At 63.1% G+C, this 12,641-nt stretch carries 10 protein-coding genes and 2 pseudogenes; 1 reads left to right on the top strand and 11 read right to left on the bottom strand.

Annotated features, from left to right (window positions below; genetic code table 11):
* Positions 1-10 precede the first annotated feature (10 nt).
* From ACZYR5_RS13070 to ACZYR5_RS13035, 8 genes and pseudogenes are all read right to left on the bottom strand, one after another.
* Entirely contained in the window at positions 11-1,063 is a 1,053-nt protein-coding gene (locus tag ACZYR5_RS13070) for a WD40/YVTN/BNR-like repeat-containing protein (RefSeq protein ID WP_489092865.1), read from the bottom strand.
* 837 nt (positions 1,064-1,900) lie between these two features.
* Positions 1,901-1,978: pseudogene (locus tag ACZYR5_RS13065) on the bottom strand (outer membrane lipoprotein carrier protein LolA); the annotation flags it as partial.
* A 433-nt stretch (positions 1,979-2,411) separates the two neighbouring features.
* On the bottom strand, positions 2,412-5,069 hold the full coding sequence (gene pepN / locus ACZYR5_RS13060) for an aminopeptidase N (RefSeq protein ID WP_489092864.1): 2,658 nt from the start codon (positions 5,067-5,069) through the stop codon (positions 2,412-2,414).
* Between the two features lie 10 nt (positions 5,070-5,079).
* Entirely contained in the window at positions 5,080-5,910 is an 831-nt protein-coding gene (locus ACZYR5_RS13055; protein ID WP_489092863.1) for a DUF2797 domain-containing protein, read from the bottom strand.
* Positions 5,907-6,167, bottom strand: coding sequence for a YeaC family protein (locus ACZYR5_RS13050; protein ID WP_489092862.1), 261 nt, complete (start codon positions 6,165-6,167; stop codon positions 5,907-5,909). The genes ACZYR5_RS13055 and ACZYR5_RS13050 overlap by 4 nt, the downstream gene beginning before the upstream one ends.
* 34 nt (positions 6,168-6,201) lie before the next feature.
* Positions 6,202-7,071 (bottom strand): rhomboid family intramembrane serine protease, encoded by an 870-nt coding sequence (locus ACZYR5_RS13045; RefSeq protein ID WP_489092861.1) that lies wholly within the window; start codon positions 7,069-7,071, stop codon positions 6,202-6,204.
* Positions 7,068-8,039 (bottom strand): metallophosphoesterase, encoded by a 972-nt coding sequence (locus tag ACZYR5_RS13040; protein ID WP_489092860.1) that lies wholly within the window; start codon positions 8,037-8,039, stop codon positions 7,068-7,070. The genes ACZYR5_RS13045 and ACZYR5_RS13040 overlap by 4 nt, the downstream gene beginning before the upstream one ends.
* Positions 8,039-8,929, bottom strand: coding sequence for an NAD(+) kinase (locus tag ACZYR5_RS13035; protein ID WP_489092859.1), 891 nt, complete (start codon positions 8,927-8,929; stop codon positions 8,039-8,041). Before ACZYR5_RS13035 ends, ACZYR5_RS13040 begins: the two co-directional genes overlap by 1 nt.
* Positions 8,930-9,092: 163 nt before the next feature.
* On the opposite strand from ACZYR5_RS13035, the gene ACZYR5_RS13030 reads away from it, so the two are divergent.
* Entirely contained in the window at positions 9,093-10,040 is a 948-nt protein-coding gene (locus ACZYR5_RS13030) for a DUF1853 family protein (RefSeq protein ID WP_489092858.1), read from the top strand.
* A 119-nt stretch (positions 10,041-10,159) separates the two neighbouring features.
* Here ACZYR5_RS13030 and ACZYR5_RS13025 read toward each other — a convergent pair whose 3' ends face one another.
* The 3 genes and pseudogenes from ACZYR5_RS13025 to ACZYR5_RS13015 all read right to left on the bottom strand — a co-directional run.
* On the bottom strand, positions 10,160-11,449 hold the full coding sequence (locus ACZYR5_RS13025; protein ID WP_489092857.1) for an arsenic transporter: 1,290 nt from the start codon (positions 11,447-11,449) through the stop codon (positions 10,160-10,162).
* 31 nt (positions 11,450-11,480) lie between these two features.
* Positions 11,481-11,762: pseudogene (locus ACZYR5_RS13020) on the bottom strand (OmpA family protein); the annotation flags it as partial.
* Positions 11,755-12,641, bottom strand: an 887-nt coding sequence (locus tag ACZYR5_RS13015; protein ID WP_489107621.1) for a DUF2345 domain-containing protein, incomplete at its 5' end; no start/stop codon positions are given. The gene ACZYR5_RS13015 and the pseudogene ACZYR5_RS13020, both read right to left, overlap by 8 nt.

Below are 12,641 nucleotides of genomic sequence, written 5' to 3'. Positions count from 1 at the left end.
TGTGCCCGGCTCATTTGCTTAGCTCAGCGCCGGTTGGCATCGACACGCGAACGCCGCCCTGTCCGACCAGAATCAGGTTGCCATTGCCTGCGGCGGTCACGCCCGACACGGAGATCCGGTCCGGCCGATTGAACACGCTGAAGCTCTGGCCATCGTCACTGCTGCGCACCACGCTGCCGCCGTTGCCGACGATGACGATGGAGCCATCGTCGAGCAGGGTCGCGCCCGCCAGGCCAAACTCCAGCGCACCACGAGCGGCCTTGAGTTCGACCGGTTCCCAGGTGCTGCCAAAATCAGTTGAGCGAAACAGGTTGCCACGCAGGCCGTAGGCCAACAGGGTCGCTGGCTGGGCGGTGCCGATCACGCCGAACAGCGAGCCTTCATACGGCCCTTCGACGTGCTCCCAGGTCTCGCCCCAGTCGGCCGAGCGGAACATGCTGCCCTGTTCGCCAACGATGAACAGCCCGGAATCCTTGACCGCGGCAATGCCGTTGAGGTGGAACTGGTCTTCGTTGTCGAGGCGGTCGCTGACGTCTTCCCAGGTCTTGCCACCGTCGATGGTGGTCAGCAAAGCCCCATAGGCACCCACGGCAAAGCCGCTGCTGGTGTCCTTGAACCAGACGTCGAGCAACGGCGCTTCACGCTTGAGGTCTTCGAATTGTTTGGTCCAGGTGACGCCGCCATCGGCGCTGGCGAGGATCTGCGCGTCGTGGCCCACGGCCCAGCCGTGCTGCTCATCAACGAAGAACACCGACGTCAGCAGTTGCCGGGTCGGCACCTTGGCCTGGGTCCAGGTGGCGCCCTGGTCATTGGAGTAGAGAATGTGCCCGCGATCACCGACCGCGATCAGCCGGTTGCCGGCGTGCACCACATCGAGCATCAAGCCCTTGGCGGCCTTGGCCGATTCAATCGAATAGACGGTTTCGACGGCAGGCGTCGCGGCCGCCAGCACCGGGGCCGACAGCACTGCAGTCGCCAGCAGCGAGAGCCCTGTAGCCAGCATCGCGAATCTGCGCAGCGCCGGCGGGCGGCCAATACCCACACCCATGACAGGCTCACTCATAGACCTTTCTCCCATTATTATTGTCAGGTCGTTCAACCCTTGGGGCGCCGTTCGGGGAGTTCATGCTCTTTTTAAACAGCTTCAACACACTGCTGAAACCTGCCATCTAGAGCCCCTTCTGCGGGCTGGCTTATCCTATCCAGCTTTGGAATCGTCTGACAATCAACGCCACGTTATGTTTTGTTAACCTGGGGATTGAGGGTAGATGGTGAATGTGTGGGCATTCGTGGGGATGATGAAAAAAGGCTCGCTGAGCTCGATGATTGTGGGGGCCTGCTTGCTGGCGGCGGAACTGTAGGAGCCAGCTTGCTGGCGAAGGACCTGAGAGCGCCGCGTGCAGTCAGGATGCTCGCGTCATCGTTCACGACCATCGCCGGCAAGCCGGCTCCTACAGGGGATCGTATGCATAATCCAGTCAGGCGAATAACCCGTAGGAGCCAGCTTGCTGGCGAAGGACCTGAGAGCGCCGCCTGCAGTCAGGATGCTCGCGTCATCGTTCACAACCATCGCCGGCAAGCCGGCTCCTACAGGGGATCGTATGCATAATCCAGGCAGGCGAATAACCTGTAGGAGCCAGCTTGCTGGCGAAGGACCTGAGAGCGCCGCGTGCATTCAGAATGCTCGCGTCATCGTTCACGACCATCGCCGGCAAGCCGGCTCCTACAGGGGATCGTATGCATAATCCAGGGAGGCGAATAACCCGTAGGAGCCAGCTTGCTGGCGAAGGACCTGAGAGCGCCGCGTTCAGTCAGGATGCCCGCGTCATCGTTCACGAGCTTCGCCGGCAAGCCGGCTCCTACAGGGGATCGTATGCATAATCCAGGCAGGCGAATAACCTGTAGGAGCCAGCTTGCTGGCGAAGGACCTGAGAGCGCCGCGTACAGTCAGGATGCCCGCGTTATCGTTCACGACCATCGCCGGCAAGCCGGCTCCTACAGGGGATCGTATGCATAATCCAGGCAGGCGAATAACCCGTAGGAGCCAGCTTGCTGGCGAATGACCTGAGATCGCCGCGTGCAGTCAGGATGCCCGCGTTATCGTTCACGAGCTTCGCCGGCAAGCCGGCTCCTACAGGGGATCGTATGCATAATCCAGGCAGGCGAATAACCCGTAGGAGCCAGCTTGCTGGCGAATGACTTGAGAGCGCCGCGTGCAGTCAGGATGCCCGCGTTATCGTTCACGAGCTTCGCCGGCAAGCCGGCTCCTACAGGGGATCGTATGCATAATCCAGGCAGGCGAATAACCCGTAGGAGCCAGCTTGCTGGCGAAGGACCTGAGAGCGCCGCGTACAGTCAGGATGCTCGCGTCATCGTTGGCGACTATCGCCGGCAAGCCGGCTCCTACAGCATCAAGCCAAACTTTTGCTGACCACCTCATATACATCGCTGGACAATTCACCGGAGGCACGAATGCGCTCCAGTTCGGCCTTCATCAGCGCCTGGCGGGCGCTGTCGTATTTGCGCCAGCGGGTCAGCGGTGCCAATTGGCGGGAGGCGATCTGCGGGTTGAAGCCGTTGAGCTCGATCACCAGATCCGCGAGGAAGCGATAGCCGGAGCCGTCGGCGGCATGGAAGTTGATCAGGTTCTGGCCGGCGAACGCACCGATGAGCGCCCGCACCTTGTTCGGATTCTTCAGGGTGAACGCCGGGTGCTGCATCAGCGCCTTGACCCGCTCCAGACCGCCGGGCAAGGTGCTGCCAGCCTGCACGCTGAACCACTGGTCCATCACCAGCGGGTTGGCCTTGAAGTGCTCGGCGAAGCTCGCCAGCGCCTGGGCCTTCTGCTCTTCGAACGACGAGTTGACCAGCACCGCCAGCGCGGTCAGGCGCTCGGTCATGTTGTCGCAATGCTCGAACTGCTCGAGGGTCGCCGCCAGCACTTGCGGCTTGCCGCTGAGCATCAGGTACGACAGCGCGATGTTCTGCAGGGCACGCCGGGCGAAATGCTCGGCTTCGGCGACGTACGGGGTCTGGCGGGACAGGTCGCGATTGGCCTGGTAACGCAGCCACAGGCCTTCGAACAGGGCCTCTGCCAGTTGCTTGCGGGCAAATTCACGGGCGTTGTGGATCGCCTCGACGTCCGCCACTTCGCTGATTTCAGTGAGGTAGGCTTCACCCGGCAGCGAGAGCATTTCGGCGACCATGGCCTGATCCAGCGACTCATCGGACAGCACGGTTTTCAGCGCCGTCACCAGCCGCGGATCGAGCACCATGGCCTCGCCCTTCTGCTGCTGGGCGATCAATTCCTGCAACACCTGCACTGCCAGTTGCTGGCCCGCATCCCAGCGGTTGAAACCGTCACTGTCGTGCTGCATGAGGAACATCAGTTGGTCGCGGTTGTACGGGAAGCTCAGCTTGACCGGCGCCGAGAAGCCACGCAGCAACGACGGCAGCGGTTGTTCGGCGATGTCGACGAAGGTAAAAGTCTGCTCGGCTTCGGTCACCGAGATCACCCGGGAAGTACCTTGCGCCGCCGTTTCGCCGGCCAGACGCAGGGCAATCTCGTTGCCCTGGCTGTCCAGCAGGCCCAACTCAACCGGGATCACGAACGGCAGTTTTTCTACCTTGTCCGGGGTCTGCGGGCAGCTCTGGCGGAAGGTCAGGCTGTAGGTCTTCGCGGCGGCGTCATAGGACTCGCTTACCGCCAGGCGCGGCGTACCGGCCTGGCTGTACCAGCGCTTGAACTGGCTCAGGTCGACGCCGTTGGCGTCTTCCATGGCCTTGATGAAGTCATCGCAGGTCACGGCCTGGCCGTCATGGCGCTCGAAGTACAGGTCGCTGCCTTTACGGAAACCTTCGGCGCCGAGCAGGGTGTGAATCATGCCGACCACTTCCGAACCCTTCTCGTAGACGGTCAGGGTGTAGAAGTTGGAAATCTCGATGAAGCTGTCGGGGCGCACGGCGTGGGCCATGGGGCCGGCGTCTTCGGCGAACTGGTGGGTGCGCAGGAAGGCCACGTCCTGGATGCGCTTGACCGTGGCCGAGTTCATGTCGGCGGAGAAGCCCGAGTCGCGGAACACGGTGAAGCCTTCCTTGAGCGACAACTGGAACCAGTCGCGGCAGGTCACGCGGTTGCCCGACCAGTTGTGGAAGTATTCATGGGCGACGATCGCTTCGACCCGCTGGTGCGCGGCGTCGGTGGCGGTCTCGGCACGGGCCAGCACGGCGCTGGAGTTGAAGATGTTGAGGCCCTTGTTCTCCATGGCGCCCATGTTGAAGTCGTTGACCGCGACGATCATGAAGATGTCCAGGTCGTACTCGCGGCCATACACCTCTTCGTCCCAGCGCATGGACTTCTTCAGGCTGTTCATGGCGTGCTGGCACTTGTCGATGTTTTCCGGCTCGACGTAGATGCGCAGCGCCACGTCGCGCTGGTTCATGGTGGTGAAGCTGTCTTCGACGCACCACAGGTCACCGGCCACCAGGGCAAACAGGTAGGCCGGTTTCTTGAACGGGTCTTCCCAGGTCGCCCAGTGCCGGCCGTCTTCGCCAGGACCGGAGGCGACCGGGTTGCCGTTGGACAGCAACACCGGGTAGCTGTGCTGCTCGGCGACCACGGTGGTGGTGAAGGCGCTCATCACATCCGGGCGGTCGAGGTAATAGGTGATCTTGCGAAAGCCTTCGGCTTCGCACTGGGTGCAGAACATCGTGCCGGACTTGTACAGGCCTTCCAGCGCGGTGTTGGTTTCCGGGTGGATGCGCACGCTGGTGTCAACCGTGAAACGGGTGCTGGTCGGATGCAGGGTCAGGTGGCTGTCGGTCAACTGGTAGTCGCCGGCGTCCAGCGCCTGGTCGGCCAGGCTCACCGCCAACAGCTCCAGCTGCTGGCCGTCGAGCACCAGCGGCGGCAGGCCCGGGCCACGCTCGGGGTTGCGGCGCATCACCAGCTGCGCGTGGACCAGGCTGTGGTCCTCGAACAACTCGAAGGTCAGGTGCGTTTCGTCGATCAGGTACTCGGGTGCCTGATAGTCCTTGAGGTAAATCATCTTCGGTTGTTCGGTGCGCATGCTGGAGTCCTTACTGATGCACGGCGAGCTGGTAGGCCGTGTACTTACGAATATTGATCACGCCGGTGTCGAAAATCAGGTACTGGCCCTTGATGCCCATCAGCGTGCCTTCGGCAATCGGCTGCTTGTCCAGGTTGAAACTGACGATCTTGGCCGGGTACTGCTCGACCGGATAGCGAATTTCCAGCGGCGCGACGTCGGTTACTGTCTGGATCGCCTGCAGGCCAAATCGTTCCTGCAAGCCCTGCAAGCCGTCGGCACAACTGGCGAACAACTGGTCACGGACCTGGGCCAGGTCGACCGGTGCGGCATCGCCCTTGAGCAAGGCGCGCCAGTTGGTCTTGTCGGCCACCTGGCTGCGCAACAGGTCTTCGACGAAGCCCGATTGCTGGCGAGTGGCAACACGCATGATCGGCAGCGCCTGGCTGGCGCCCTGGTCGATCCAGCGGGTCGGCAACTGGGTGGCGCGGGTGATCCCGACCTTGACCCCGGAGGAGTTCGACAGATAGACGATGTGATCGGTCATGCAGAACTGCTCGCCCCACTGCGGCTCGCGGCAGGTGCCGGCGTCGTAGTGGCAGCGTTCCGGGCTCATGATGCAGACGTCACACTGCGCCAGCTTGGTCATGCACGGGTAGCAATAGCCCTGGCTGAAACTGGTCTTGGTCTTGCGCCCGCAATGGGTGCAGTGGATTGCCCCCAGGTATTCCAGGCGCACCGTGGAGCCGATCAACGGGTTGACCGGCACCTCGCTGTCGCCCAGGCGAAAGGCGTATTGCACGTTCGGCCCGTCGAGGCGCGCCGACATTTTGCTGATTGCACCGCGGCCAATCTCGATCAATGGATGGCATCCGACTTGAACAGGATATTCGGCACCTGGATCGACTTCGAGCTGCATTCCTGCGGGCCCATGTAACCGGTGCGCTGGTCTTCCGGCAGGTTCTGCATTTCCCAGGCGATCATCGCCTGCAGGGACAATTCACGCTGCTCGGTGGTCAGTTTGCCGCCGTCGGACCACTTGCCGATCTCTACCGCCAGTTTCAGGCTCTGGTAGATCTCGGGGGTGATATTGCTGATCATTTCGTTGAAAGAGGGCATCAGGGTCTCCGTGCTCTTCAGTGACATAACAGAATTAGAGGGCGATTTTACGGCGACTGTACAAGCCACCCAACAAACCGCTGAGGCATCCGACGAGTAACCCGCCGACATGGGCCGCGTTGGCGATTTCGCCGAAGCCGATCATCGACATCAGCCCGGACATGCACAGCGCCAGCCACACCAGCATCATCACCAGCACCCCACGGGGCAGGCGGTACGCCGGGTTGGGCGACAGCCACTGGTAGATCCAGCAGTGCCCGAGCAAGCCATACAACACCCCGGACAGGCCGCCAAACAGCCCCGGACCGCCGTAGTAATACTGCGCGTAGTTCGACACCAGGCTGAACAGCAGGGTCAGGCCCAGCAGGTTGATCCCGCCCTGGCGCGCCTCGATGCGCCGCCCCAGTTCCCAGTACCACATGCCGTTCATGGCGATGTGCAGGAAACCGAAGTGAATCAGCATCGGCGTCACGAGGCGCCACCACTGCCCTGCCGCCAGGCTTTCGGTCAGCGGGGTGAACTGGATGTACTCGCCCGAAATCCGGTATTGCAGGAAGGAAAACCATTCCATGGTGTCGAGATTGGAGCCCAGCAGCGTCAGGCCGCCGACGATCAGGGTCGCCAGCAGCACCAGTGCGGTCATCGGGCTGTGGCGCAGTTGCTCGACGAAGCCGGGACGCTGTGAGCGCGCGGTCGGTGGCAGGTCCAGTTGCTGCTCGGGATCGCCCGCCGGAAAACGCTGATACAGCGAGCGCACGTCCTCGCTGATCGACTCCGGCGCCCACAGCACCTGCTCGCCAGCCTCCTCGCTGACCCGATGGGGCACCTGCATGCGCTGCAGCAGTTTGACGAAACCACTGAGATCAACACTCAGCGGCAGGCGCAGTACGGCAACAGCAGTCATTGCGGGGCCTCCGGCCGTTCAACATCGACCCAGACGAACTTGTTCGGGTCGAGGCGGGTTTCCTGGTCCAGACGATAGGCGACCAGCTTGCCGTAGAGCACGGCGCTGTAGTCCAGGCACGCCAGGTTGGCGCGGATCGGTGCCGGCGTGCCGCTGCGCCAGTAGTGGCCGACAAACAACAACGGCTGTTGGGCGTCGTAACGCAGCAGTTTGTTTTTTTCTACCGGCGACAGCAGCGTCTGCGCCACCGGTTCGGGCAAGGCATCCGGCTGGAACACGATATCGCCGTAGGTCTGCGGGTTGTCTTCCCAGAACTTGGTGCGGAAGAACGCGCGCGTCAGGCCATCGCCGCTGGTCATGGTCTGGCCATGGGGCAAGCGCATATCGGTGCCGCGCAGCAGGCGGTCGAAGGCCATGCAGGCAAAACTGCCAGGCACCGCGGCGGCCTGGACGAAATGCTCGTCGACCCGGCCCTCCGGGTACTGTTGACGCAGCACGTCGATCAACGCGCCGTCCCAGCAGGCATGCACCACGCGAAAACGCCCGGCGTCAACGAACAGCGGCATTTCGTAGAACCAGGCGAGAAAGTCGTGCCAGTCCCCCGGATGGTGGGCGAACTGGGTCAGGGTCTCTTCGAGCAGGCGCGCGTGACGTGGCGTGTGTTCGCGCACGTACTGCTTGCCACTGCCCGGTGGTGCCGGGGTAGACCAGCCCAGCGCGTTGAACTCATGGTTGCCCATGATGCACAGCGCCTGCCCGGCCTCGACCATGTCGTGGACGATGTGCAGGGCCTCGCGGATTCGCGGGCCACGGTCGATCACATCGCCGAGAAACACCGCCATGCGCCGGGCGTGACGCCACACGCCGCCGTACTTCTGGTAACCGAGCCGGTCCAGCAGATGCTCAAGGGTATGAGCGCAACCGTGCACGTCACCGATCAGGTCGTAGCTACGCGCGGGATCGAGCATCAGTCGCCTCCACCACCCAAGCGGCTGCCCCAGCCCAGCTTCGTCCGGCAGACTTCGTAGTAGTTGTGATCCAGCGGATGGATCAGGCGCAGTTTCTGCGCTTTTTTGCTGATGGTGATGGTGTCACCGGGCGCACAGGTGAAATGGTTCTGCCCGTCGCAGGAGACCTGCGGGTAGATCTGCATATCCTTGGACACGACGATTTTCAGCTCGCTGTTGCCATCGACCACGATTGGCCTTCCGGACAAGGTATGGGGGTACATTGGCACAATCACAATGGCATCGAGCTTGGGATGCATGATCGGCCCGCCGGCGGACAGCGCGTAGGCGGTGGAACCGGTGGGCGTCGAGACGATCAGGCCGTCGGCCTTCTGGCTGCAGACGAACTGGCCGTCGATGTACAGCTCGAACTCGATCATCCGCGTCGATTTGCCGGGGTGCAGCACCACGTCGTTGAGCGCGTCGCCCTGACCGATGGCTTCGCCGTGCCGGCGGACTTCGGCCTGCAGCAGGAAGCGGTTTTCCACCAGGTAATGGCCGTCGAGCACTTCAGCGACCTTGGTTTCCAGCTCATCGGGGCGGATGTCGGTGAGAAAGCCCAGGTTGCCGCGGTTGATCCCCAGCACCGGAATGTTGTGACGGGCCAGCGCGCGGGCGGCGCCCAGCAGGCTGCCGTCACCGCCGACAACGATGACCATGTCGCAGACTTCGCCGAGCATCTTGCGCGACGAGGTTTGCAGGCCGTGGCCGGGCAAGACTTCGGCGATGGTGTCTTCGAGAATCACGTGCAGGTGCCGGTCCAGCAGGAATCTTTTCAGTCGGCGAACGGTATCCAGCACCTGCGAACTGCCCAGGCGACCGATGATGCCGATATTGCGAAATTGCTCCATGGGGCTCCTAGCATGAGTCGGTTGACCGTGGGGGCTGTGCCGCCCCGGTCGGCAGGCCCTGAGGTCTGCGACGGCGAAAACCCCGATTATGGGCGAAAGCGCGCCGTAGACAAAATCCTTTCAGCGGCAAGGAGCCACTGCGGTTTGCGGCTATGCTCGCAGGATGATCCTATTTCCCGATTTGCTGCAGTTGCCCCAGCAATTACGCCACCCTGAAGTGCGTGACCTGGCGTGGGTCATCCTCGCCCCGCCGATGCTCTGCGCCACGCCCTGGCCGCAACGCCACCCACTGGCCGGCAGCGACTGGGTGCGCGACCCGCAGCGCCTGGAGCACTGGCTGCGGCAACTGGACCGCGACAGCTACGCGCTGCTGCACTGGCTGTCCCAGGCCCGCACCCGGCGCCTGGGCCTGTACTACGAGCGCTTGTGGCAGTTTGCCGTGGAACAGGCACCGGGCATCGAACTGATCGCCGCCAACCTGCCGATCCGCCGCGAAGGCCATACCCTGGGTGAACTGGACATGCTGCTGCGCGATCGCGACGGCGTGCATCACCTGGAGCTGGCGATCAAGCTGTACCTGGGGCCGCAGCACGGCGATGGCACGGATCCGGCGCAGTGGCTGGGGCCCGGCTGCCACGACCGGCTGGACCTGAAACTGGCGCACCTGAGCCAGCATCAGTTGCCCATTTCCGCCCGCCCGGAGAGCCGCGAAGCCCTGGCAGCGCTGGAGGTCGGCGACTTCAGCGCCAAACTGTGGCTCGGTGGCTACCTGCTCTATCCCTGGCCCGGCCACGCCGCCGCACCTGCCGGCGCCCATCCACAACACCTGCGCGGCAGCTGGCTGCACCAGCAGGACTGGCCGGCCTTCGTCGCCCAACGCCCGCCCGGCCGCTGGCAACCCCTGCCCCGCCACGCCTGGCTGGCCCCGGCCCACTATCCGGCGGAACAGACCTGGGAGGCTGAACAATTGCAGGACTGGCTGGACCACCTCGACCCACTGGCGCCGGCGCAACTGCTGGTGCGCCTGAGCGAGAACGCCCGGGGTGATTGGGAGGAAGCCGAACGGCTGTTCCTGGTCTCGGACCGCTGGCCGAATGTGCCGGGGAATTGATGCCGTTCAAAACCCTGTAGGAGCTGGCTTGGGTAGGAGCTGGCTTGCCAGCGAAGCTTTATAGCGCTCTCAAGGACGCCTTCGCCGGCAAGCCGGCTCCTACAGGGTGGTGTCCATTCTCAGAATCCCACCGTCAACCGCACCGCCAACGCCGCCAGGGTCAGCAACAACACCGGCAACGTCAGCACAATCCCGACCTTGAAGTAGTACCCCCAGCCAATCAGGATGCCCTTGCGCTGCAGCACATGCAGCCACAGCAAGGTCGCCAGGCTGCCGATGGGGGTGATTTTCGGCCCCAGGTCGCTGCCGATCACGTTGGCGTAGATCATCGCCTCCTTGACCACCCCGGTCGCCTGGCTGGCATCGATCGACAAGGCGCCAATCAGCACCGTGGGCAGATTGTTCATCAACGAGGACAGCAGCGCCGTCAGTAACCCGGTGCCCATCGCCGCGCCCCACACGCCCTGGCGGGCGAACACGTCCAGCCAACCCGCCAGGTACGCGGTCAGCCCGGCATTGCGCAAGCCGTAGACCACCAGGTACATGCCCAGGGAGAAAATCACGATGTGCCAAGGCGCCTCCTTGAGCACTTTGCGCGTGGAAATCCTGTGGCCACGTCCGGCAACGATCAACAACAGCACCGCGCACACGGCCGAAATCGCACTGATCGGAATCCCCAGCGGCTCCAGGGCAAAACATCCCAGCAGCAGAATGACCAGCACCACCCAGCCGGCATAAAAGGTCGGCTTGTCGTGGATCGCGTTCTTCGGCTTCGCCAGTTGCCCAGGGTCATAGGCCAGCGGAATGTCCCGCCGGAAAAACCCCATCAGCACCACCAGCGTGGCCGCGACCGCCACCAGGTTGACCGGCACCATCACCGCGGCATAGCGGTTGAAGCCGATATGGAAGAAGTCCGCCGAGACAATGTTCACCAGGTTCGACACCACCAGCGGCAAGCTGGCGGTGTCGGCGATAAACCCGGCGCCCATGACGAAGGCCAGGGTCGCCGCCGGGGAAAAACGCAGGGCCAGCAACATCGACATCACGATCGGCGTCAGGATCAACGCCGCGCCATCGTTGGCAAACAGCGCCGAGACCAGCGCCCCCAGCACAATCATCCAGGCATACAACCGCCGCCCCCTGCCTCGCCCCCAACGCGCCACATGCAAGGCCGCCCAGGCAAAAAAACCGGCTTCGTCCAGCAGCAGGCTGATGATGATCAGCGCGACAAAAGTCCCGGTGGCATTCCAGATGATCTCCCACACCAGCGGGATATCGCTGAGGTGCACCACACCGCTGAGCAGCGCCAACCCGGCGCCGAGCATGGCACTCCAGCCCACCCCCAGGCCGCGGGGTTGCCAGATGACCAGGGTGATGGTCAGGAGGAATATCGATGCGGCGATCAGCATGCGTCGGGCCCAGGACAAGGTTGAAAGTGCATCACCTATCCATTGGCCGGTGCGTGCTGTCAATACTCGCCAGCGGCACCGGCGATGGGATTGCACACGCAGCGGTCTCGGGAACCAGGCGAATATCCACCCGGCGATTTTCCAGGCGCCCGGCTTCGGTCTCATTGCTGGCGACAGGTTGCTGGGCACCAAAGCCCTGGATCGCAAAACAGCTGCCGGGAATATCACCCATGCGCTGCATCCAGTCACGCACGGCCAGGGCACGGGCCTCGGACAGTTGGAGGTTGCGCTCAGGGTCGCCGGAGTTATCCGTACGCACCCCGGCTGACGAGGGTGATGCCCTGCTCTGCATTCAAGGTGATTTCGTCGCTGATGCTGTTGAGGGTCAGTGCCTTGTGTGCTTGCAGGGTCATGGCATCGCTTTGTGCCTGGATGTCCACCGCACCACGGGCGGCGATGAGCTTCATCCCGAGCTTCTGCGCGAATAAGCTGACGGCCTCCCCTGCGGCAAGGCTGAAGCGTTTGAATACGCTGACGTCGGCACTGTCGCCCGCCGTAGCGATGAGGTTCTGGCCGGCCGAGAGTTGCAGATTGGCCGGTGTTGCCAAGCCAATACCCGCAGGCGCAGACGCCAACAAACCCGCCTTTTGCAGACCGCTCAGGGCTTGCTGCAAACCCAGTTGCGCTTGCGTGTCGGCGGCTAATGCGCCGGATACGTCAGCGCTTTGCGCCAGGGCAGTGACCAGATGCAAGGCGTTATTGAGTTGCGCCAGGGCAGCATTCATATCGAGCACTTGCCCCTGCGCCTTGGGTTGCGCATCGGCACTGATAAAGAGGCCCTTACCGGCACGAATCGCGCCCCAATCATCGGTCCTGACTTCGAATCCTTCCCCGCGCTTCTGCTTCTTGGCATCCACCAAATGCCCCAGATTCAGCTGGCTCTTGCCGCCATATTCCGTACTGAGCTTGACGTGCTCCTGCCCGCGGTTGTCTTCCATGCGCAGCTTGTTGTTGGCCGGCGTGCGCAAGACATTGCGGGTGTGATCCCGGCGTCTGTCGGTAACCAGATCGGGGCGTTCGCTGTCGTGCAGGGCGTGGGCGATGTAGGGGCGATCGGGGTCGCCCTCTTCGAAGGCGATCGCCACTTCGGTGCCGTCGATCAGCGGCAGGTGCAGGCCGTAGGTGTCGCCGG

It is taken from the genome of Pseudomonas sp. F007 (genome assembly GCF_057814275.1).
The sequence above is the reverse complement of the archived record's forward strand: the minus strand, read 5'-3'. Positions and strand labels throughout refer to the sequence as shown.

What these genes read in the sequence shown, in the direction of transcription:
- pepN (WP_489092864.1), bottom strand. Translation starts at nt 5,069, where the DNA reads ATGCGCACCGAACAACCGAAGATGATTTACCTCAAGGACTATCAGGCA.
- ACZYR5_RS13025 (WP_489092857.1), bottom strand. Translation starts at nt 11,449, where the DNA reads ATGCTGATCGCCGCATCGATATTCCTCCTGACCATCACCCTGGTCATC.
- ACZYR5_RS13045 (WP_489092861.1), bottom strand. Translation starts at nt 7,071, where the DNA reads ATGACTGCTGTTGCCGTACTGCGCCTGCCGCTGAGTGTTGATCTCAGT.
- ACZYR5_RS13040 (WP_489092860.1), bottom strand. Translation starts at nt 8,039, where the DNA reads ATGCTCGATCCCGCGCGTAGCTACGACCTGATCGGTGACGTGCACGGT.
- ACZYR5_RS13035 (WP_489092859.1), bottom strand. Translation starts at nt 8,929, where the DNA reads ATGGAGCAATTTCGCAATATCGGCATCATCGGTCGCCTGGGCAGTTCG.
- ACZYR5_RS13030 (WP_489092858.1), top strand. Translation starts at nt 9,093, where the DNA reads ATGATCCTATTTCCCGATTTGCTGCAGTTGCCCCAGCAATTACGCCAC.
- ACZYR5_RS13070 (WP_489092865.1), bottom strand. Translation starts at nt 1,063, where the DNA reads ATGAGTGAGCCTGTCATGGGTGTGGGTATTGGCCGCCCGCCGGCGCTG.
- ACZYR5_RS13050 (WP_489092862.1), bottom strand. Translation starts at nt 6,167, where the DNA reads ATGCCCTCTTTCAACGAAATGATCAGCAATATCACCCCCGAGATCTAC.